Origin of the sequence: Corynebacterium sp. 13CS0277 (assembly GCF_002994655.1) — a bacterium.
Lineage (GTDB): Bacteria > Actinomycetota > Actinomycetes > Mycobacteriales > Mycobacteriaceae > Corynebacterium.
Genome location: NZ_PPDL01000004.1, coordinates 128,425 through 147,901 on the forward strand (window position 1 = coordinate 128,425; position 19,477 = coordinate 147,901).

Annotated in this window: 17 protein-coding genes; 7 read left to right on the forward strand and 10 right to left on the reverse strand. The window is 67.3% G+C overall.

Annotation, left to right across the window (positions count from 1 at the left end; all coding sequences use genetic code 11):
- Positions 1–154: 154 nt before the first annotated feature.
- The 4 genes from C1Y63_RS02600 to C1Y63_RS02615 all read left to right on the forward strand — a co-directional run bounded on the left by C1Y63_RS02600 (position 155) and on the right by C1Y63_RS02615 (position 4,986).
- Positions 155–1,822 (forward strand): alpha-glucoside-specific PTS transporter subunit IIBC, encoded by a 1,668-nt coding sequence (locus C1Y63_RS02600; protein WP_106014932.1) that lies wholly within the window; start codon positions 155–157, stop codon positions 1,820–1,822.
- A 128-nt stretch (positions 1,823–1,950) separates the two neighbouring features.
- Positions 1,951–2,754, forward strand: coding sequence for a MurR/RpiR family transcriptional regulator (locus tag C1Y63_RS02605; protein ID WP_106014907.1), 804 nt, complete (start codon positions 1,951–1,953; stop codon positions 2,752–2,754).
- A gap of 31 nt (positions 2,755–2,785) precedes the next feature.
- Entirely contained in the window at positions 2,786–3,241 is a 456-nt protein-coding gene (locus tag C1Y63_RS02610; RefSeq protein WP_106014908.1) for a hypothetical protein, read from the forward strand.
- Positions 3,242–3,639: 398 nt separating this feature from the next.
- The gene (locus C1Y63_RS02615; RefSeq protein ID WP_158256063.1) at positions 3,640–4,986 is read left to right on the forward strand and encodes an MFS transporter; all 1,347 of its coding nucleotides are present in this window, start codon (positions 3,640–3,642) and stop codon (positions 4,984–4,986) included.
- Between the two features lie 74 nt (positions 4,987–5,060).
- On the opposite strand, the gene C1Y63_RS02620 is transcribed toward C1Y63_RS02615, so the two are convergent.
- The 9 genes from C1Y63_RS02620 to C1Y63_RS02655 form a co-directional block, all read right to left on the reverse strand.
- A complete protein-coding gene (locus C1Y63_RS02620; protein ID WP_106014910.1) occupies positions 5,061–5,288 on the reverse strand; it encodes a hypothetical protein in 228 nt (75 codons plus the stop codon).
- Between the two features lie 291 nt (positions 5,289–5,579).
- Positions 5,580–6,200: a hypothetical protein gene (locus C1Y63_RS02625; protein WP_106014911.1), complete on the reverse strand. Its 621-nt coding sequence runs from the start codon at positions 6,198–6,200 to the stop codon at positions 5,580–5,582.
- A 158-nt stretch (positions 6,201–6,358) separates the two neighbouring features.
- The gene (locus C1Y63_RS13160; protein ID WP_255414026.1) at positions 6,359–6,481 is read right to left on the reverse strand and encodes a hypothetical protein; all 123 of its coding nucleotides are present in this window, start codon (positions 6,479–6,481) and stop codon (positions 6,359–6,361) included.
- A gap of 36 nt (positions 6,482–6,517) precedes the next feature.
- Entirely contained in the window at positions 6,518–7,303 is a 786-nt protein-coding gene (locus C1Y63_RS02630) for an HpcH/HpaI aldolase/citrate lyase family protein (RefSeq protein WP_106014912.1), read from the reverse strand.
- Positions 7,288–8,073: a 2-oxo-hept-4-ene-1,7-dioate hydratase gene (gene hpaH, locus C1Y63_RS02635; RefSeq protein ID WP_106014913.1), complete on the reverse strand. Its 786-nt coding sequence runs from the start codon at positions 8,071–8,073 to the stop codon at positions 7,288–7,290. Before hpaH ends, C1Y63_RS02630 begins: the two co-directional genes overlap by 16 nt.
- Before the next feature lie 280 nt (positions 8,074–8,353).
- Positions 8,354–9,463 (reverse strand): 3,4-dihydroxyphenylacetate 2,3-dioxygenase, encoded by a 1,110-nt coding sequence (gene hpaD, locus C1Y63_RS02640; RefSeq protein WP_106014914.1) that lies wholly within the window; start codon positions 9,461–9,463, stop codon positions 8,354–8,356.
- 489 nt (positions 9,464–9,952) lie between these two features.
- Positions 9,953–11,464 (reverse strand): 5-carboxymethyl-2-hydroxymuconate semialdehyde dehydrogenase, encoded by a 1,512-nt coding sequence (gene hpaE / locus C1Y63_RS02645; protein ID WP_106014915.1) that lies wholly within the window; start codon positions 11,462–11,464, stop codon positions 9,953–9,955.
- A 34-nt stretch (positions 11,465–11,498) separates the two neighbouring features.
- Positions 11,499–12,185, reverse strand: a complete 687-nt coding sequence (locus C1Y63_RS02650; RefSeq protein ID WP_106014916.1) for a GntR family transcriptional regulator — start codon at positions 12,183–12,185, stop codon at positions 11,499–11,501.
- Between the two features lie 142 nt (positions 12,186–12,327).
- Positions 12,328–13,893: a fumarylacetoacetate hydrolase family protein gene (locus C1Y63_RS02655; protein WP_106014917.1), complete on the reverse strand. Its 1,566-nt coding sequence runs from the start codon at positions 13,891–13,893 to the stop codon at positions 12,328–12,330.
- A gap of 552 nt (positions 13,894–14,445) precedes the next feature.
- On the opposite strand from C1Y63_RS02655, the gene C1Y63_RS02660 reads away from it, so the two are divergent.
- Both C1Y63_RS02660 and C1Y63_RS02665 read left to right on the forward strand, forming a co-directional pair.
- Positions 14,446–15,849 carry an MFS transporter gene (locus tag C1Y63_RS02660; RefSeq protein WP_106014933.1) on the forward strand — a complete coding sequence of 468 codons (1,404 nt, stop codon included), beginning with the start codon at positions 14,446–14,448 and terminating at the stop codon, positions 15,847–15,849.
- A gap of 143 nt (positions 15,850–15,992) precedes the next feature.
- A complete protein-coding gene (locus C1Y63_RS02665) occupies positions 15,993–17,912 on the forward strand; it encodes an FAD-dependent monooxygenase (RefSeq protein ID WP_106014918.1) in 1,920 nt (639 codons plus the stop codon).
- Here the strand turns inward: C1Y63_RS02665 and C1Y63_RS13165 are convergent.
- Entirely contained in the window at positions 17,909–18,031 is a 123-nt protein-coding gene (locus tag C1Y63_RS13165) for a hypothetical protein (RefSeq protein ID WP_255414028.1), read from the reverse strand. The two genes, C1Y63_RS02665 and C1Y63_RS13165, sit on opposite strands and share 4 nt — an antisense overlap.
- Before the next feature lie 320 nt (positions 18,032–18,351).
- Here C1Y63_RS13165 and C1Y63_RS02670 point away from each other — a divergent pair, with 320 nt between their 5' ends.
- Positions 18,352–19,476 carry a helix-turn-helix domain-containing protein gene (locus C1Y63_RS02670; protein WP_158256064.1) on the forward strand — a complete coding sequence of 375 codons (1,125 nt, stop codon included), beginning with the start codon at positions 18,352–18,354 and terminating at the stop codon, positions 19,474–19,476.
- The last annotated feature ends 1 nt before the right edge of the window (position 19,477 follow it).

Sequence of the window (19,477 nt, forward strand, 5' to 3'; positions counted from 1 at the left end):
GCACGTGAGGGCGCTAAAAAATGTTCAGCTTTTGGGTGAATGTACAGATCGTGAATATTTGTTCATACTCGGCGTCACAGTGGCATCCTGTGGCGGGTGTGTGCGTAGGGTGGCAGGTAGCTAAAAAATCCTTGTTGTGAAAGGGGACTTGTCCATGATGGAGAAGATCCAACGGTTCGGGAGTGCGATGCTCGCCCCGGTCCTCATTTTCGCCTTCGCGGGCCTCGCGGTGGGCGTGTCAATCATCGCCCTCAACCCGGACCTCGTCGGCGGCATCGCCGAGGAAGGTACCTGGTGGTACGCCTTCTGGAGCATCTGGCAGTCCGGCGCCTGGACTGTCTTCAACCAGATGGAGCTCCTGTTCGTCCTCGGCCTGCCGATCGCCTTGGCGAAGACCGCCAACGCCCGCGCCGTCCTCGAGGCCGGCATGGTGTACCTGACGTTCCAGTACTTTGTGTCCCAGTTCCTGGACCTGTTTGGCGACACCTTCGGCATTGATTTCGCCCAGGAGGCCGGCGGCGCATCCGGCCTCAAAATGATCGCGGGCATTAAGACCCTCGACACCGGCATTTTTGGCGCTATTATTATCTCCGCGATTGTCGTGTGGGTGCACAATAAGTGGTTCGATAAGAAACTCCCCGACTATTTGGGCGTGTTCCAGGGCACCCAGTTCGTCTACGCGGTGTGCTTCTTCCTCATGATCCCCATCGCGGGTGTCACCTGCCTGGTGTGGCCGATGATCCAGACCGGCATTGCGAACATGCAGGGCCTGTTCATTTCCTCCGGGGTGTTCGGCGTCGGCATCTACACCTTCCTCGAGCGCATCCTGCTGCCCACGGGCCTGCACCACTTCATCTACAGCCCCTTCGTCTTCGGCCCGGCGGTCGTGCCGGAAGGCATTCAGAAGTACTGGGTGGAGCACTTGAGCGAATACGCCGCCTCCACGGAGTCGCTGCGCACCCTGTTCCCCGGTGGCGGGTTCTCCCTCCACGGCAACTCCAAGGTGTTCGCCCCCATCGGTATCGCCGCGGCGTTCTACACCACCGCCCGCCCGGAGAAGAAGAAGGAAACCCTCGCGCTGCTCATCCCGGTGTGCCTCACGGCCATCATCATCGGTATTACGGAGCCGCTGGAGTTCACCTTCCTGTTCGCCGCCCCCATCCTCTTCGTCATCCACGCGATCCTCGCGGGCCTCATGGCGGCCCTGATGTACGCCGGTGGTCTCGTCGGTAGCTTCGGTGGCGGCATGATCGACTTCCTCTTCCAGAACTGGATTCCCCTGTGGGAGAACCACCACAACACCTACCTGCTGCAGATCGGCATCGGCCTGTGCTTCACCCTCATCTACTTCGTGCTCTTCCGCTTCCTCATCCTCAAGCTGGACCTGAAAACGCCCGGCCGGGAAGGTGAGGACGAGGACGTCAAGCTGTACTCCAAGGCCGAGTACCGGGAGATGAAGAAGCAGAAGAAGGCCGCCCAGAATGGTGCTGCAGCTACTGCTGCCGGCGAGGGCTCCGCAGACGCGGACGACGATGAGGATGACGAGGACGACGAGGACGATGCGGCGAACTACACGCAGCGCGCCCGCGACTTCCTCGAGCTGCTCGGCGGCGCGGACAACATCACCAGTGTGAACAACTGCGCCACCCGCCTGCGCATCAGTGTCGCCGACGAAGGACTCGTCAACCCCAGCGACGCCGCCTTCAAGAGCTCCGGCGCGCTCGGAATCGTCCGCAAGGGCAAAGCCTTCCAGGTCATCGTCGGCATGGACGTGCCCCAAGTGCGCGACCGCTTCGAGAACATGGTCAACGCCCACAGCTAAGCGATTGCCCACCCGCCCGGTGCGCTGCGCCGGGCACCTGCCCGCCGGCCGCACCCCGTGTGGCCGGCGGTGTGGGAGTCGGCACGCGCCGCACCTTATTCTCCGCCGCACCTTTCTACAATGTGGGCATGGACTTGGCAGACCTCGTGAGCACCACCCCCGCGGCCCGGGACTTGAGCGACACGGAACGCACAATCTTGAGCTTCCTGCTGAACAACGAGCACCTCGTCGCCGAGTCCACGGTCACCGCCCTCGCGCAGGCCACGTTCAGCTCCACCGCGAGCATCATCCGCCTGACCCAAAAACTCGGATTCAGCGGATACGCCGAATTCAAATACTTCGTCAAGTCCTCCCTCCAGGCGCCCAAGGTCACCGACACGGACATCATGGCCGACATGCGGCACGACGTGCTGGCCACCCTAGACCGTCTCGACGACATGGATCTGGCGCAGCCGCTGACGCTCCTGCGGCGCGCCACCGTCATCTACCTCTACGCCACCGGCTACGCGCAGCGGCTGGCGGCGAAAGACTTCGCCAAGGGCCTGATGTCCCGCCGCCGGTTTGCGGTGCTGCTGCCCAGCGCCATCGAATTCGAATCCGGCCTCGGCGCGATGAGCCCCAACGATGTCGTCGTCATCCTCACCCTGTCCGGCACCACGCCCGGGCTGGAATCAATCGTGACGAAACTCCATCAGCGGGGAGTGCCCACCGTGTGCATCACCGCCCGCACCGACGGCTACATCGCCCAGGCCGCCACCTGCTGCATCCCCTACCAGTCGACACCGGTGCCGACGACGAACCCGCAGGGGGCGTACCGCTCCCTGGTGGGGCTCAACCTGGTCACCGACTATGTGCTGCGGCGGCTGGTGGCCCTGCAGCAGGAGGACGCCGAGGGGATCTCACACCCCGCAGTGCAATCGCCCCTCACCTGATTGACGCAGCTTTTTCTACCAAGGAACTTCGATGACGGCCCTGTCCTTCCTTCACAACCCGGCCAAAACCGCCACCACTCTCGTCCTTTACTGGGTGGTGACCTCACTGGCGTTCGTCGGCTACGAATTCATGCTGCAACACGACGCGGGTACCGACCTGCAGGGGATGCTCGCCGTGCCGGGCGTGGCGTTGGCATTCGTCAGCGCCTGCGCGGCGCTCATCATGGCGGCCGGGCTGCGGGCGTTGACAACGCCCCGCTTCCAGCCGGTGCTCTACCCCGTGCTGTGGTGCATGGTCGTCCAGCAGCTCGTTACGATGAACCTCCCCGGTGCGGCACTGTGCGGGGTGTTGCTGTGGCGGCGGAAGCGCTGGCCGATGGCGGAGTCCACTACCGTCAACGTGTGGATCGTGGGTGCCGTAGGCGTGTTCCTAGCGCTGGTGACGGCCCTCATTGCCGTGGCGCAGGTGTCGCTGCTGCGGGCCTAGCAACCGCAGCGCGGCGCGCCGCGCGGCGACACACAGCGGGCGCAGAGGGGGCAGTCCGCTGGTGCGGGGGCGCTCCTTGGGTGCGTGTGCGCGGGATGTCAGCATGCCTACTGCTGCTCGGTTCTGCGCGGTGCTGTACGGTGCGGCTGGGGTGCGTGGCGGGGATACGTTCGGGGTGCGGGGGTGGGGGGGTACTTCGCAGGAGGGCTACACACTCCACCACCTGCTAGTGTGAGCCAGCACCCACCCATGTGAGATGTAGTGCACGACGCCTGCGGTACTGTGAGCTGTTCGCGGGTGCGGCGTGTGATCCTGCGGGTGGGCTGGTACCTGCCCGCCCCGGAGGTCTGCGGTGGGTGTGTCCCCTTCGATCCCCGACACTGTGTTTTAAGGACTCCGTGACGAATTCTTCTCCTTCCTGTTCTGCTTCTTCTTCCTCCTCCTCTTCTTCCTCCCCGCCCGGGTCGGCACGCCGGTGGCGGCCCACCTTCGCCCTCGTCTTCGCTGCGGCGCTGGTCTCCGGGCTGGGGGATGGTCTCATCCCCATCGCCTTCGCCCTGCAAGCCCACCGGGTAGACCCGTCGGGGCGGGGGCTGACGATGGTGCTCATCGCCCTGTGGGCGGGACGCTTCGTCACCTCGCTGCTGGTGCGGAAACTGCCGCCGCCCACCCGCCCTGTGAGCTGGATGCTGGGCAGTGACCTGGTGCGGCTTCTCGCCCAGTGGGGCCTGGTCGCCTGGGTCGTGGTGCAGGGCGATTCGATTGCCGCGTTCGCCGTGTCGAGCTGCGTGTATGGCTGCGCCTCATCCTTCTTCGCGCCCGCCCGTTTCGGGTTGCTCTCCCAGGTGTTTGACGATTCTCAGCGCACCCGCGTCAACGGCACCCTGTCGATGCTCGGCGATGTGCTCTTCATTGCAGGTCCGCTCATTGGTACGGCGGCGGTGCTCACCCTGGGGTTCCGCGCGGTGCTCATGATCGACGGTGCGACCTTCCTCCTGGCGATGCTGCTGGTGCTGCCGTTGTGGTCGGTGCGCACCGCCCCGCCGGCGCCCGCAGCATCCGAGACCACCACAGTGGACACCTCAGGGGACACTGCAGCGGACCCCGCCGCGGGGGAGCACGCGGCACCTGCTGCGGCGGTGGCTGCCAGCGCCGCCCCGACGTCGGCAGTGTTGCCGCGCTGGGTGCAGCTGGGGCTGGGCACCTGGCTGGTGGCTGCCCTCGTCAACGGGTTTTTGGGCAGTGCCGGCCCGACGTGGATCATGAACACCTTCGACGAAAAAACGTGGGGCTTCATGGCCACTGCCTTGGCGGTGGGCTCCCTGGCGGGCAGTGCGGCGACGATCGCGAAAATCCTCGACAAGGTGCCCTTCAGCACCCTGCAATTCCTCATGCTGCTCCTGCTTGCCGCGCAGGTGGTCGCCCTGGCTTTCTCCCCGGTGTTCGCGCTCATCATGATCGTGGGTGCGGGCGCGTCGATGCTCATGACCTCCGCAGGCATTGCCTGGGACTCCTTGGGGCAGTCCCTCGGCAGTGAGGAACTGGTGCACCAGTTCGCCACAAAGGATCAGCTGGTGTTTACCGCCGGCACCCCGCTCGGCATGATTCTCTTCGCCCTCCTCGCCCAGCATGAGGCGATGGCCGCCGTGCTCTTGGCGGGTGTGCTTGGAGCAGCCGCGCTCGTGACTCGCCTCCCCGCCGCCCGCGCGCCCCGCACCGTGGACCTGGTGCCCACCGCGCACTAGCGGCGGGCGCGTCGCCGGGATGTCAGGTGACGCGCCCGGGGTACCCCCGATTCGCGCACGAGGGGAGTTGCCGTTTATTCGCCCTGGTGGCTGTCGCGCTGCTGGTCTTGCCGTCGCCAGTAGATCATCAAGCCGGTGTAGCCGCCCAGTGGCACGAAGGCGTAGAACATATGCTCCCAGGCAAACGGCCGACCGTTGAGGAGAACATAGTCGGCGAACGGCACGCTCAGGCAGATGGCAATCCAGCCGAGGATGAGGGCAGTCCATGTGAATCTGGGCTGGCGGGTACGTGTCTTCTTCACCGTGTTTTCCATCCTCTCGGATCGGGGTCTGTGCCCGCTGCGGTCGGTGGGTTCAGGCCACTGTAAGCGCAGTTCGGAGGTGGCGTCAACGGTTAAAGGAAAAAAGTTTCACCACATTGCGTAACCCGCATGCGTGCGTGGGTGCCTGTGCAGGTCCGCCGTGGGAGTGTCCGCGCGCGGGGTGGTTGAGTGTGCTGCGGGGTGTGATGCACGCGTGGCCTGTGCCCAGCTGTGTGTGAGGGTGGAGCCCCGCTTCACGCACAGCGCTCACAACCCATTCGCGAGGTGCACCTAGAATCCGTGATACGTGGCATCCCGCTTGGCTTGCAGCCATCTCGCCCGCTCCGGCGAGGGAACAAACGCCCAGCGGGGAAACTCGGTCGCGCAAGGAACCGCCGTGATGAGCACCAATCCGAGGAGCGCCGCCGGTGTCGCCCACGCCACCACATGTGCTACGGCGTGCGAAGCCTCCACCTGACCGGCGACGGTCACCGCCGCCAGTACTCCCTGCGCGACAAGGCCCACCCACGCCACGCCCCGCGCCACCGCGCGGGCCCACGGGGCGGCTGTGTTGCCGTGGGAGTAGCGAGAGTTCATCGTGAACAGTGCCGCGCCCGGCGCCAGGAGGAATACGCTCGGCAGCAGCCAGGGAGTCGACACGATGAGGGAGCTGATGTGCTCGCGGCCCTGCCACCACCAGTCGGCTGCGATATACACACAGCACAGCGCGATCGTCGCGTACGCGAAGACTGCCGGGTACGGAGGGTTGGCAGCACGCTCCAGGGCGTAGAGCTCCTCCGGGGAGTAAGCAGGCTCCGGCTGCGCCGCCGTCTGGTGGGGTGCTGCCTGCGAGTCCTGCGGGCGGCAGCCCGGGGGCGTGTGCGGGGTCGGGGATGTGGAAGGCGACGGCATGGTCGTGGCCTCCTCGAGGTCGGGCGGACAAGAAAAGGGGAGGTGCCCCCGATGCTACAACGACCACGACTCCCGGCGTCGGGATTCGCCCTGCAGGCTGGCGCCGGGATTCGCCCTGCAGGCTCAGGCCCGTGACCCGACGTGTATGACCCCGGGCGTTACAGTGCGGAGCTCAGCTCCAGGGACAGCATCCCGCCGGGCAGCTCGCTGATAAGCGCGAGCCCGAAAATCACCGCGTGGATGGCGTAGCCGAACAGTCCGAAAACAATGTCTCCAATCATGAGCGAAGATTGTAGCGCCCCGCCCGCCACCGGCACCTATCCGCGCTGCTGCCCCCGCGCCCGGGTGGCCTCGACGAGCTGGGTGGTGCTCCGTGCGAGGAGCTGCACATCAGCGCCGACGGCGATGAAGTCCGCACCGGCCGCCAGGTAGTGCTCCTGCTGGGCGGGGGCGAAGGCGTTGACGCCGACCGGGATGCCGACCGCGTGGGCGGCGGCAATGGCGCGTTCCACGGCGGCGATGACCTCCGGATGGTCCTGCTGGCCAATGAACCCCATATCGGCGGCCAAGTCCGCGGGGCCAATAAACACGGCATCAACGCCGTCCGTCGCGGCAATCGCGTGGGCGTTCCGGACCGCCTCCGCGGACTCAATCTGCACCGTGAGGCTCACCGTGTCGGACGCGTGCTGCAGGTAGTTCGGCACCCGGTTCCACCGGGAGGAGCGCGCCAGCGCGCTGCCGACACCGCGCACCCCGCGCGGCGGGTAGTGCATGGCGGCCACGGCTTGGGCGGCGGCATCCGGGGTGTGCACCATCGGCACCATGATGTTCTGCGCCCCCAGATCCAAGTACTGCTTGATGAGCGCGGTGTCGAGCACCGGCACCCGCACCACCGGCGCCACATCGCTCGCGGCGATGGTGCGCAGCATCCCAAGGATGGATTCCAGTCCAATGGGCGAGTGCTCCCCGTCGACAAGAACCCAGTCGCAGCCGGAGCCGGCGACGAGTTCCGCGCAGGTCGCCGACCCGCTGCACACCCACAGGCCCACCTGGGGAGTGCGTGCGCTGCGGAGACGCTCGTGGAAAGTTAGTGGAAGCTGCATGAGATCACTCCAAGGTCGTGGAAGTCGGCGTAGACACTATCGCCCGGATACACCCACATGGGACGGGTAAAGGAGCCTGCGAGGATGATGTCGCCGGCGCGCAAGGAATCACCGTGGGGGTGCAGCTTGTTGGCCAGCCACGCGACCCCCATCGCCGGGTGCCCCAGCACCGCCGCCGACACCCCGGATTCCTCAATCGTTTCGTTGCGGTACAGGCAGGCGGACACCCACCGCAGATCCACCGCATCGGGGGCCACCGGCCGCCCCCCAAGCACCATCGCCCCCATCGCCGCATTATCCGCAATCGTATCGACGATTGTGCGGCCCTCCATCTCCACGCGGGAGGAGAGGATCTCCAGCGCGGGCACCACATAGTCGGTTGCCCGCAGCACATCGAACTGGGTGACATGCGGGCCAGAAAGGTCGTCTTTCAGCACGAACGCCAACTCGACCTCGATGCGCACGCCCGTGAACTGGGCGTGCTCAATTGCGGCCCCGGACTCGAACACCATGTCATCGAAGATGGCCCCATAGTCGGGCTCGGTGATGCCAGTCGCCACCTGCATCACCTTGGAGGTCAGCCCAATTTTGCGGCCCACCAGCCGGCGGCCGGCGGCCTCGCCGCGGGCGCGCCAGGTGTTCTGGACGGCGTAGGAGTCCTCCACCGTCATCTCCGGGTAGCGGGCGGTGAGCAGCGGCACCATGGTGCGGGTGTTCTCGGCGTGGTGGAGTTCGTCCGCGATCGCGGTGATGGTGTCCTGGTCCAGCATGTGGCCTCCAAGGCAAAGGGGGAATAGGGGAATAGAAGGAAAAGAGGGGAATGGGAAAGGAGCGGGGATGGTGAGGGGATGAGGGGAGAGGTAGAGAAGCAGGAGGGGAATCGGACGGTGTGGCCAGCGCTGTGACCAGCCAGTCGGCGGCGCCGGACTGGCGGGGTGAGCGGATGGGGTGGGTGCGCTCACCCACCGTCGCGCTGTGGTGCCCTGCTGCAGCACCGCACCTCAGCTCGCCGCACCACACCCCACCCTGTGTTGGTGCCCGTGGGACAGGCTAGAGCTGGTGGCCCAGCTTGAACTCGCCCTGCTTCCACTCCGGCATCGGCTGCTCATCATCCTTGCGGGTGTAGGAGAAGCCATCGGCACCAATGGTCGCCTCCAACTCGGACGCATCCGTGCGGGCGACCAACGGCACCAGGTTGCGATCGAGGTCCAGCACCCGGGACGCGTCGGTGTACCAGCTCGGCACCACCGGGGTGCCCCACCAGTCACGCCGCTGATTGTCGTGCACATCCCAGGTCACCACCGGGTTGTCCGGGTCGCCGGTGTAGTAGTCCTGGGTGTAGATCTCCACGCGGTGCCCGTCCGGGTCCCGCAGGTACAGGTAGAAAGCATTGGACACGCCGTGTCGGCCGGGGCCGCGCTCAATGTGGTCGCTCATCCGCAGCGCGCCCAGCTTGTCGCAGATCGCCAAAATGTTGTGCTTCTCGTGGGTCGCGAACGCCACGTGGTGCATGCGGGGACCATCGCCACCGGTCATGGCGGTGTCGTGCACCGTCGGCTTGCGGCGCATCCACGCCGCGTACACGGTGCCCTCCTCGTCACGAATGTCCTCGGTGATGCGGAACCCGAGGTCCTCCATGTATTCGACCGCGACCGGCACGTCCGGGGTCACCTGGTTGAAGTGGTCGAGCCGCACCAGCGCGCCCGGGGTGTAGCGGTCGTACGCCCAGCACAGGCGATCCACGTGGGTGACGTCGTGGAAGAACTCGTAGGGGAAACCCAGGGGGTCTTGCACCCGCACCGAGTCGCCGATGCCGAGCTCGAAACCGTTCGGGTTGCGCTCCACGCGGCAGCCGCGCGCCCGGTAGAACTCTTCCGCCCGGTCGAGGTCCTCCGGCGTGCGGACCCGGTAGGAGAAGATCCCGACGGCCGGGGTGTCGCCCCGTCGGAGCACCAGGTTGTGGTGGATGAATTCCTCCATGCTGCGCAGGTAGATGGCGTCCTCGGTTTCTGCGGTGACGACGAGGTCGAGGACGTCGACGTAGAAGTCGCGGGAGGCCTGGAGGTCGGTGACGACGAGCTCCATGTACGCGCAGCGCAGCACGTCCGGCGGGGTGGGCTGGGCATCCTGGCGCGGGGCGGTGGTGGCGGTGGTGGTCATGGCGGGGACCTTTCGGTGGGAGAAGAGGGGAAAGAAGATGAGGGAGAAAAGAAAAGCGAAGAAGAGAGACGAGGAACGAAAAGGAACGAAGACGCAGCCGGGTCACAACGTCAGCGCGAAAAAGGGGAGAGACGACACCGCGGGCGAGGCGTCAGCGGCGGGAACGCAACGACCATGCGGGGTCGTGGAGGGGTGGTGGTGTCGCAGGTGTTGTCGCTGTGGCAGTGCGGTGGTGCACCGCTGGGGCGCACGGGCACCGCAGCCTGGAGGGCGCATCCCTGCAGGTGCCCAGCCCCTGGGACCCCCAGCCCCGGCACGGCCCCGTGCCTGCAGGGGCCGCCCACCGCGGGCAGGGTGCTGGGCTGCCTACCTGGGTGTCGGCTGTGTGGGTACCGCTGTGACAGCAGCTGCGCTGCCGGGTGGCGGTGGGGTGGTGCGGCGGCGCTGGCGCAGGGAGCCTGCTGGGTGGGGGCCTGCCGCGGGGAGTGCTTAGGCCTTGCCGAAGACGGGGTTGTGGACCTCGCCGAGGGTGATGTGGACGGCCTGCTGGTCGGTGTAGAAGTCGATGGAGCGGTAGCCGCCCTCGTGGCCCAGGCCGGAGGCTTTCACCCCACCGAAGGGGGTGCGCAGGTCACGCACGTTGTTGGAGTTCAGCCACACCATGCCGGCCTCAATGTTCTGGGCGAAGTTGTGGGCGCGCTTGAGATCCGAGGTCCACACGTAGGCGGCGAGCCCGTAGCGGGTGTTGTTCGCCAACTCCAGGGCTTCCTCGTCGCTATCGAAGGGGGTGATGGCGACGACGGGGCCGAAGATTTCCTCCTGGAAGATCCGGGCGTCCGGGGCGACGTCGGCGAAGACGGTGGGGGCGACGAAGTTGCCGGTGTCGAAGCCTTCGGGCCGGCCACCGCCGGCAACGAGCCGACCTTCGGTCTTGCCGATGTCGATGTAGCTCATGACCTTGGCGTAGTGCTCCGGGTGGACGAGCGCGCCGACTTCGGTGCTGGGGTCGCTCGGGAGGCCGACCTTCACCCGAGCAGCCTGGGCGGCGTAGCGCTCGACGAACTCGTCGTAGATGGCGCGCTCGACGAGGATGCGGGAGCCGGCGGTGCAGCGCTCCCCGTTGAGGGAGAACACGCCGAAGATGGTGGCGTTGATGGCCTCGTCGAGGTCGGCGTCGGCGAAGACGATGGCGGGAGACTTGCCACCCAACTCCATCGACAGCCCCTTGAGATAGGGGGCGGCGTTGCCGAAGATGATCTGCCCGGTGCGGGACTCACCGGTGAAGGAAATGAGCGGCACCTCAGGGTGCTTGACCAGCGCGTCGCCGGCGGTCTCCCCGAAGCCGTTGACGAGGTTAAACACGCCCTCCGGCAGGCCTGCTTCCTCAAAGATGCCGGCCCACAGGGACGCCGACAGGGGGGTGAACTCCGCGGGCTTGAGGACCACCGTGTTACCGGTGGCGATCGCCGGCGCGAGCTTCCAGCTCTCCAGCATGAACGGCGTATTCCAGGGGGTGATGAGCCCCGCCACGCCGATCGGCTTGCGGTTGACGTAGTTGACCTGCCGGCCCGGCACCTTAAACGCATCGTCGGTTTGGGCGACGATGAGGTCGGCGAAGAAGCGGAAGTTTTCCGCCGCGCGGCGCGCCTGCCCCAGCGCCTGCGTGATCGGCAGGCCCGAGTCGAAGGACTCCATCTCCGCGAGGTCCTGGTCGCGGGATTCCACAATGTCGGCGATGCGGTGCAGCACCCGGGCGCGCTCCCGGGGGAGCATCCGCGGCCACGGCCCTGAAGTAAACGCGCGGCGGGCGGCCTCCACCGCGGCATCGATGTCGGCCTTCGTGCCGGAGGCGGCGAGAATGTACGGCTCGTTCGTCACCGGGTCCAGCACCTCGAAGGTGCCGCCGTCGACCGAGTCGACGAACTGGCCGCCAATGTAGTGCTGGATCCGCTCCGGCATCCACGGGCTCGTCGGGCGGGTGGTGGCAGGGGATGTGGTCATGGGGTCTCCTGGGAAGGTCAGGGGCCGGCGCGGGTCACGTGCCGGCGGTGAAAGGTTCTGTTTCCCCCTGGCTGGGGTGCGCCAGGGAGTTGAGGTAGCTGGACAGTGTGCGGTGCCGATGCTCCCGCGCCACTTTTTCGATGTAGTCCCCATCCGCCTGGATGCGGATGAGGGTGAGGATGCGTTCGTGCTCCCGCACCGACTCGGCGGCCCGGTTCGGCACAAACGCGAAGGTGGATTCCCGCAGGTAGCTCAGCCGCTGCCAGTCGGATTCCACGAGCTCCACCAGGCGGGCGTTCGGGCAGGCCGCGAACAGGGTGTGGTGGAAGCGGTAGTTGAGGTCGGTGAACGCGCTGGGATCAAAATCGGCCAGCAGGGCCGCCATCTCCCCGTTGAGCGCCTCGGCCTCCGCGAGCTGCTCGGCGTCGAGGTGCGGTGCCGCGAGCGCGGTGGCCGCGCCCTCGAGGACCCCGATGGTGTACATGCAGTCGAGGTAGTCGGAGCGGTCCACCATCGCCACGCGGGCGCCGACGTTGCGCTCGTATTCGATGAGGCCCTCGGCCTCCAACTGGCGCAGCGCCTCCCGGATCGGCACCACCGAGGTGTTCAGCGCCTCCGCGAGCGGGGCGAGGACGATGCGGTGGCCGGGGGCGAAGTGCCCGCTGGTGATCTTCTCTTTGATCAGCTGGTAGGCCAGTTCAGTTTTGCTCACGCCGGTCATGGTGCTTCTTCCTGTCTCTCCCACCCCACAGTGGTCGCGGTCCCACGCACCGGGTGGTGGGCTGGGGCGCGGTGGGTGACATGTGGGGTGTGTGGTGTGGGTGCGGTGAGGATGAGCGGTGGTGGCCGGCGCGTGGCGCGCCTTACACGGCGGGCGCGCCGGGCTGGGCGCGGTCCGGCAGGTGCGCGAGCACCTCGGGGTGGGTGGCGAGGTAGTCGTCGAAGGCGGACTTCCACGCCCCTGTCGGCGGGAAGAGCCCGTCGACGGGGTGCCCCTCGCGGACGCGGGCGGCCACCCACTCATCCTCGATTTCTTTGCGGGCGGCGGCGATCGCAACCTCCCAGGCGAGCGCCCGGGGGATCACGATGACGCCGTCGTCGTCACCTACGATGATGTCACCCGGGAACACGGTTGCGTTCCCGCAGGCCACCGCGGTGCCGGAGGTGTAGGGGAGGTGCTTGCGGCCGAGCACAGCCGGGTGGGCGCAGGCGCCGAACACCGGCAGGCCGACCTCGGCGACGGGGGTGAAGTCGCGGATGCCGCCGTCGGTGACGATGCCCGCTGCACCCAGGGTCTGCGCCCGCAGGGCCAGCACGTCGCCTAAGGTGCCGGAGCCGTGCTCCCCGCGGGCTTCGATGACGAGCACCTGGCCGGGCTGCAAGGCGTCGAAGGCGCGCTTTTGGGCGTTGTAGCCCCCGCCGAGGGCGGGGAAGAGGTCTTCGCGGCCGGGGAGGAAACGCAAGGTGGCGGCCACGCCCACCATGGTGGTGCCCGGCACCTGGGCGCGCACGCCCTCGATGTGGCACTGGTTGATGCCGCGGGCCCGCAGCTGGGCGGACAGCCCCGCCGTCGGCACGGTGGCCAGCAGGGCGCGCAGCTCCTCGTCCATGGTGGTGAGATCCTCCGGCACGTCGACGCCGGCAGCGCGCGCGGAGTCGGTATCGCCGTAGGCGTCGATGCTTTGCTGCACGTCGGCCTGCGGCAGCAGCCCCACCGCAGGGTCGAAGTCGCCGGGGCCGGTGACGACGGTGGTGCGCAGCGCCCCAGTGCTCAGGCGGGTGCCGTCTGCTGCCGCGCCTGCGGTGTCGACTTCGACGGTGACGGTGTCACCGGGGGTGACCACGGTGGAGCCCGCCGGGGTGCCGGTGAGGATGACATCCCCGGGGCGCAGGGTGAGGTGCTGCGAGAGATCGGCAACGAACTGCGCGAGCGGGAAGATCATTTCCTCGTCGTCGGTGACGGCCTCCTGGACGAGGGTGTCGCCGACCCAGGTGCGGATCCGCAGTGCGTTCGGGTCCACCTGGGAGGCGTCGAGGAACTCCGGCCCTAGGGGGGTGTAGCCGTCGCGGCTCTTGGAGCGCACATTCGAGCCCTTGTCCTGGGCGCGGTAGTCGTAGATGCCAAAGTCGTTGGCGGCCGTGACCCAGCCGACGTAGGACCACGCCTCCTCCAGGGACACGCGGTGAGCTTCGCGGCCGATGATGAGAGCGATCTCCCCTTCGAAGGCGAGGAGCTCTGTGCCCTCGGGACGGACGATGTCCTCCCCGGAGGCCGCCAGCGAGCTGGTGGCCTTGAGGAAATAGGAGGGCTTCTTCGGCCACCGGCCGCGCTGCGCGGCGCGGGAATTGTAGGCCACGTGGACGGCGAAGACGGTGCCGAACGAGTCGAGTTTTTCTGGTGTGAGCGGGGGCTTTGGGGAATGAGGCAAGTTGTTCTCCTAGCAAGTCCTTGCGCGTTGGGCAAAATCGTATATGATTTGCCCCAAGCCTGCAAGCAATCCACATCACACTCTTCCGGACACTGCGACTGGCACCACAGAAACATCAGACCTCTTTTATGGTGTCCGGGGTGGCGTCCTCGATGTCCTCGGACCTCTGTGACCGTCGTCGATGCACTCACCCGTGAATCGTTGTCGCCTCCGTTGCGTAGCAGCATTGCTGCACCGTAACGGCATGTTGGCCGGGTGTCATGGTGGCAGCGTTCGCCCATCGCGCGGTGTGCAGACGCTCTCCCGGGCGGGAGGGAAGCCCTCCGCCGCGCGGGGGAGTGCCCCTCCTCGTGGTGGTCGCGGTCACGATTGTGCTGTCGCCCCGACCCGGTGGATGTGATGTGCAGTAGCCCCGCCTGGCGGCAGATGGTATACGAAACGCTGTGACCTGTGCCGCTCCGGTGGTGGCTGTGCGTGCTTGCCCCGAACCCCCTGGAGAATGACGTGTCGCCGAATCCCCACTTGCCACGCCCCCACCTCAATCACCCGCCGATGGAAGAATCCGCCGTCGCCGCCGTCGCCCACGTCGACCGTGAGCAGCGCCAGGTGGCCGCCGCGACGATCGTCGGCACCGCCATCGAGTGGTACGACTACTTCGTCTACGCCATCGCCGCCGGCCTGGTGTTCAAGACCATCATGTTCGCCAGCGACAGCCCCGGCCTGGCGACGATCCTGAGCTTTGTGTCCGTGGGCTTGAGCTTCCTCTTCCGCCCGCTGGGCGCGTTCCTCGCCGGGCACTTCGGCGACAAGGTGGGCCGCCGCAAGGTCCTCATGATCACCCTCATCGCGATGGGTGCTGCCACCGCGCTCATTGGCCTGCTGCCCACCTATGAGCAGATCGGCCTGTGGGCCCCGGCGCTGCTCATCGTGCTCCGCATCATCCAGGGCATTTCCGCCGGCGGCGAGTGGGGCGGCGCCGTCCTCATGGCCGTGGAGCACGCCCCCAGTGGCCGCCGCGGACTGTTCGGCGCCAGCCCCCAGATCGGGGTGCCGCTGGGGCTGCTGCTGGCCTCCGGGGTGCTGCAGCTCATGAGCACCATCGCCCCCGGGGACGCGTTCCTCACCTGGGGCTGGCGGGTGCCCTTCCTGCTGAGCGTCGTGCTCATCATCATCGGGTTCATCATCCGCCACGGCGTGGAGGAGTCCCCCGTGTTTGCCGAAATGGAGCAGCGCGCCGAAACCGCCACCGCGCCCGTCGTGGTGCTCTTCCGCCGCCACCTGCCGCTGGTCATCATTGCCGCCCTCATCTTCGCCGGCAACAACGCCGTCGGCTACATGACTACCGGCGGCTATATCCAGAACTACGCCACCGACCCCGACGGGCCTGTGGGCCTGGCGCGCGGGCAGGTGCTCGGCGCGGTCACCTGGTCGGCGGTGAGCTGGCTCATCTTCACCCTTTTTGCGGGCTGGCTGTCGGACTATATCGGCCGCCGCACCACCTACATCATCGGCTTCATCTTCCAGATCCTCGGCGCGATCGCCCTGTTCCCCCTGGTCAACACCGCGGATCCGCGCAAGCTGCTGTTGGCGCTGGTGTTCCTCACCTTTGGCCTCGGGATGACCTATGGGCCGCAGTCGGCGCTGTATGCCGAACTGTTCCCCGCCAGTATCCGGTTCTCCGGGGTGTCGATCTCCTACGCCATCGGCGCCATCGTCGGCGGCGCCTTCAGCCCCACCATTGCCGCCTTCATCGTGGAGAAAACCGGCTCCACCCAGAACGTCACCTACTACCTCGTCGCGATGAGTGTCATTGGTTTGCTCGCGACCCTGGCAGTGCGAGATCGCAGCGGCATTCCTCTCGGGCTCGACCACGAAGCAGAGCAGGCCGCCAACCCGCTGCGCTTCGGCTCCGCACGCACGAGCGCGAGCCCCGCGGCCGCCGCAGCCGCGGAGTAGCGGGCAGAGGCACCCCCGGCGTCCCGCTCGTGACGTTCTTCTTCCCCCTGTTCGCCCTTTGCTGAGCTCAGCTCTCCGTTTCTCTTCTTCCTCTTTTTCCTCCCTCCTTCTTCACCCTCCGCACCCCTGAAAGGTTGCCTGTCATGGAATTTCACCACCACGGCTACGTCTCCACGAACCCGCGCGTCCTCCCCGCCGAGGGGGTGGGCGTCGACCGCCCGGAAAAGCTGCCGGAGTGCATGGACGTCCTCATCGTCGGCTCCGGTCCCGCCGGCATGGTGGCGGCCGCCCAGCTGTCGATGTACCCGGACGTTCACACCCGCATCATTGAGCGCCGCGGCCACCGCCTGATCCTCGGGCAGGCGGACGGCATCCAGGCCCGCAGTGTGGAAACCTTCCAGGCGTTCGGCTTCGCCGACGAGATCACTGCGGAGGCGTACCAGATCACGGAGATGGCGTTCTGGAAGCCGGCCGCCGACGGCTCCCGCGCGATTGAGCGCACCACCCGCACCACCGACGACCCGGAGGGGATTTCGGAGTTCCCGCACTTGATCGTCAACCAGGCGCGCGTGCTGGACTACTTCGCCGAGTTCATGGCGAACAGCCCCACCCGCATGGCCCCGGACTATGGGTGGGAGTTCGTCGACCTGGAGGTCTTAGGCGCGGAGGTCGACCCGGAGTACCCGGTGCGGGTGACGGTGCGGTGTACCTGCGAGTCGGACTCCGGCTGCGGGGCCACCCCCGGGGAGGAGCGGGTGCTCAAGGTCAAGTACGTCGTCGGCTGCGATGGGGCGCGCTCCCAGGTGCGCAAGTCCATCGGCCGCCGCCTGGAAGGCGATGCCGCGAACCACGCGTGGGGTGTCATGGACGTCGTCGCCACCACCGACTTCCCCGACATTCGGCTCAAGTGCGCCATCCAGTCCCGCAGCGGCGGCAACATCCTCCTCATCCCCCGTGAGGGCGGGCACCTGTTCCGCATGTACGTCGACCTCGGGGAGGTGGACGAAAAGGATGCGGGCGCGGTGCGACAGACCACCATTGAAGAAATCATCGCCACCGCCCAGGGCATCATGCACCCCTACACCCTGGACGTGAAGGAGGTGGCGTGGTCCTCGGTGTACGAGGTCGGCCACCGGCTCACCGACAGCTTCGACAACTGCCAGGGGGACGAGGACGACCCGCGGGTGTTCATCACTGGCGATGCCTGCCACACCCACTCGGCGAAGGCGGGGCAGGGCATGAACGTGAGCATGCAGGACGGCTTCAACATCGGCTGGAAGCTCGGGCAGGTGCTCAGCGGCCGCGGCAACGCAGAACTGCTGCGCACCTACGGGCGGGAACGCCAGGAGGTTGCCGCCGACCTCATCGCCTTCGACAAGGAGTGGTCCACCCTCATGGCCACCCCGCCGGAAGACTTCGAGGATCCCTCCTTCCTGGAGGACTTCTATGTGAAGACCGCCGAATTCCCCGCCGGTTTCATGACCTGCTACGCCCCCAGCCTCATTACCGCGGACGCTGCCCACCAGGACCTCGCCGCGGGCTACCCCATCGGCAAGCGCTTCCGTAGTTTCCCCGTGGACCGGGTGTGCGACGCCAACACCAAGGAGCTCGGCCACCTGCACCGGGCGGACGGCCGCTGGCGGATCTACGTCTTCGCCGACGGTACCCACCCCGCCGCCGCACCCCGCACGGAGGCGTGGGCGCAGTGGTGGTCCACCGACCCCGCCAGCCCGCAGCACCTCACCCCTGCCGACGGCGACGAGGATGCACTGTTCGACGTCAAGGTCATCTACCAGGGCGATCACACGGACGTCAGCCACCCCGAGATCCCTGCCGCGTTCCGGCCGCTCGTGGGCCCCCACCGCTTGGTGAACTACAACAAGGCCTTCGGTGCCCGCACCACCTGCCGGCAGCTGGGGGAGCGGGACATCTTCGACGCCCGCGGCATCAGCCGCACCGGCGCGGTCGTCGTCGTGCGCCCCGACCAGTACGTGGCGGGCGTGTTCCCCCTGGAGCAGCCGGCGGCGCTGGGCGAGTTCCTCACCCCCATCTTCCAGCCCTAGCGCGGCGGCCGCAGCTCCCGCAGCAGTCGCAGCACCCGCAGCGCCCGCAGCACCCGTAGCCTGCGGCTGCGCCCCCAGGTGGCGCAGGTGGCGGGTGGGGTGAGGGCTGCACTGCACATCCCCGGCAGCACACGTGCAGCCGGGTGTGCCGCGTATCCTGCACACCACGGCAGTGTGCACCGTGTCACGTGTGATGGTGGTGCGGGTGCGGCGCCCGCCGTGTCTGCACTGGCTGCCTGTGTCCCTCTACCTACCTCTCTTTCGCTTCTCTCTTCTTTTTCTTTTTCTCGTTCGTTTCCTTCTTCCCTTTCTTCTCTTCACCCCAGCGCGTCTCGACACACCGCGCCCCGTTCGCGGGGGCGTGGCAGGGGTGTGGTGGCCTGCGTGGCTGCCGCGCCCTGGTGGCGTGCGCGCGATGTCCCTTTGGAGGTTTCCTTCCATGTCGGCACCCACCGCCCCCAGCGGCATCATGAACGCTCCTGGTCGCGCCACCGCGGCCCAGGCTCACTCGCCCCGGGCCTCGTCGGACCGTGCGGCGCGGGCAACGCCGCGTGCGGAGTCGCGCGCCGCATCCCCGTTGCTGCTGCCGCGCGGGTGCGATGCGGGGGAGGGGGCGCCCCTGGCTCCGGCGGCGGGGCTGCACCTGCCGGTGCATACGCTGGACAGCTACCGGCAGGCCGTCGCGCGGGGTTTTAACCGCCTCGAATTTGAGGCGCACGACCCCGATGCGTTCTGGGGTGTCGTCGATACCGCCAGCCACGGGCGGGTGAGTTTCCACCGCATCCAGGGGGCGCGGCACACCGTCCGCAAACTGGACCGGCACATCGGCCCGCACGACACGCACTTCGTGAAGTTCACGGTGCAGCTGGGTGGGGAAACATCCGTGACCCAGGGCGGGCGGACGGCCGTGTGCGGGCCGGGGGATGTGGTGGCCTATGGCACCTCCACCCCCTTCGAGGTGGAGTTCGGCCAGGAGGCCGACATCCTCATCATCCAGGTGGAGCGCACCATGGTGCCCCTGGCGGACGCGGCCCTTCAGGCCGCGCTGGTGCGCAGTATCCCCGGCCAGGGGGTGGCTGCCCCGGCGGTGAGTTTCTTCCAGAGTTTGGCGAACACCCTCCACGTCGTGGAGCACCCCGCCGGGCAGCACTACGCCACGGGCAGTGTGGCGATGATTGGCCCCCTGCTGGGACAGGTGGCCGCCGAGTGGGGTGTGGGCATGGATGAGCGCTCCCAGTTGTTGGCGGCGATCGACACCTACATTGATGAGCACCTGGGGGAGGAGGGGTTGAGTCCGGCGTCGGTGGCGGCCGCCCACTTCATCAGCGTGCGCTACTTGCACAGCCTCTTCCAGGAGCGGGGCACGACGGTGTGTCAGCTGGTGCGGGAGAAGCGCCTGCGGGCGGCGTTGGGGATGCTGCAGGACCCGACCTTATCCGGGGTGGGGGTGGCCAGTATTGGTGCCCGGGTCGGCATGACGAATCCGGCGCAGTTCTCCCGGAGTTTCAAGGCCCGCTATGGGCGCAGCCCCCGGCAGGTCCGGCAGGGCGCCCAGATGGCGTGAT

Excerpts from the sequence above, each read along its gene's own strand:
- C1Y63_RS02625 (WP_106014911.1), bottom strand. The coding sequence starts at position 6,200 with ATGCCGTCGCCTTCCACATCCCCGACCCCGCACACGCCCCCGGGCTGC.
- C1Y63_RS02650 (WP_106014916.1), bottom strand. The coding sequence starts at position 12,185 with ATGACCGGCGTGAGCAAAACTGAACTGGCCTACCAGCTGATCAAAGAG.
- C1Y63_RS02630 (WP_106014912.1), bottom strand. The coding sequence starts at position 7,303 with ATGCAGCTTCCACTAACTTTCCACGAGCGTCTCCGCAGCGCACGCACT.
- hpaE (WP_106014915.1), bottom strand. The coding sequence starts at position 11,464 with ATGACCACATCCCCTGCCACCACCCGCCCGACGAGCCCGTGGATGCCG.
- hpaD (WP_106014914.1), bottom strand. The coding sequence starts at position 9,463 with ATGACCACCACCGCCACCACCGCCCCGCGCCAGGATGCCCAGCCCACC.
- C1Y63_RS02665 (WP_106014918.1), top strand. The coding sequence starts at position 15,993 with ATGGAATTTCACCACCACGGCTACGTCTCCACGAACCCGCGCGTCCTC.
- C1Y63_RS02610 (WP_106014908.1), top strand. The coding sequence starts at position 2,786 with ATGACGGCCCTGTCCTTCCTTCACAACCCGGCCAAAACCGCCACCACT.
- C1Y63_RS13160 (WP_255414026.1), bottom strand. The coding sequence starts at position 6,481 with ATGATTGGAGACATTGTTTTCGGACTGTTCGGCTACGCCATCCACGCG.
- C1Y63_RS13165 (WP_255414028.1), bottom strand. The coding sequence starts at position 18,031 with ATGTGCAGTGCAGCCCTCACCCCACCCGCCACCTGCGCCACCTGGGGG.
- C1Y63_RS02670 (WP_158256064.1), top strand. The coding sequence starts at position 18,352 with ATGTCGGCACCCACCGCCCCCAGCGGCATCATGAACGCTCCTGGTCGC.
- hpaH (WP_106014913.1), bottom strand. The coding sequence starts at position 8,073 with ATGCTGGACCAGGACACCATCACCGCGATCGCGGACGAACTCCACCAC.
- C1Y63_RS02600 (WP_106014932.1), top strand. The coding sequence starts at position 155 with ATGATGGAGAAGATCCAACGGTTCGGGAGTGCGATGCTCGCCCCGGTC.
- C1Y63_RS02605 (WP_106014907.1), top strand. The coding sequence starts at position 1,951 with ATGGACTTGGCAGACCTCGTGAGCACCACCCCCGCGGCCCGGGACTTG.
- C1Y63_RS02660 (WP_106014933.1), top strand. The coding sequence starts at position 14,446 with ATGGAAGAATCCGCCGTCGCCGCCGTCGCCCACGTCGACCGTGAGCAG.